Below are 592 nucleotides of genomic sequence, written 5' to 3' on the forward strand. Positions count from 1 at the left end.
ACTCATAACAAGCGGCAGCACAGTGACCGCTTTTCCGCCGCTCCGCGGCTACAAACCGGCACGTGTGCCGGGCGTTAGCGAAGGTAGAGTAATGCCATACGAACCTACCATCAAAAAGAATCCTAGACAGCTAACCATAGAGCAGCACTTTCACACCGCTCATGCTATTTCGCTGTTCTATGACCTTGACGATAAAGTAGAGGTAATGGAGCTATCATCTTCAACAATTTTCAAAAGACATAAGCGAGCGAAAATATTTTGTACCAAACGCACTTGGGATCAACGTGCAGAAACTGGTTATATGGCGTCTATAGAAGACGCCTTCCATAAAGAAATCGATAATATAAAAAGTTTTCCAGAAAGAAACCATGAGGCAATTTCAAAGTATTGTCTTCTGTGGCGACAAAGACATTACCATCATTTAAACAATTCCGCAGACGTGGCTCTAGATGAGATTTCAGGCTCAGACTTAACTAAAGAGCAGGAAGAAATTCTGGAAAGTAAGAACTATAGCTTTGTATGGATAATTTCTGCCGTGTTTGGGTAAATTGAGGCCCACCCCCGACGGCCATCGGGGGCCTTCATGCAGTAG

General features: G+C 44.3%; 1 protein-coding gene. It reads left to right on the top strand.

The window, feature by feature from the left end:
• Positions 1 to 547, top strand: a 547-nt coding sequence (locus V7747_RS18560; protein WP_335617471.1) for a hypothetical protein, incomplete at its 5' end; no start/stop codon positions are given.
• Between the last annotated feature and the right edge of the window lie 45 nt (positions 548 to 592).

The sequence above is a fragment of the Halopseudomonas sp. genome (genome assembly GCF_036960865.1).
Taxonomy (GTDB): domain Bacteria; phylum Pseudomonadota; class Gammaproteobacteria; order Pseudomonadales; family Pseudomonadaceae; genus Halopseudomonas.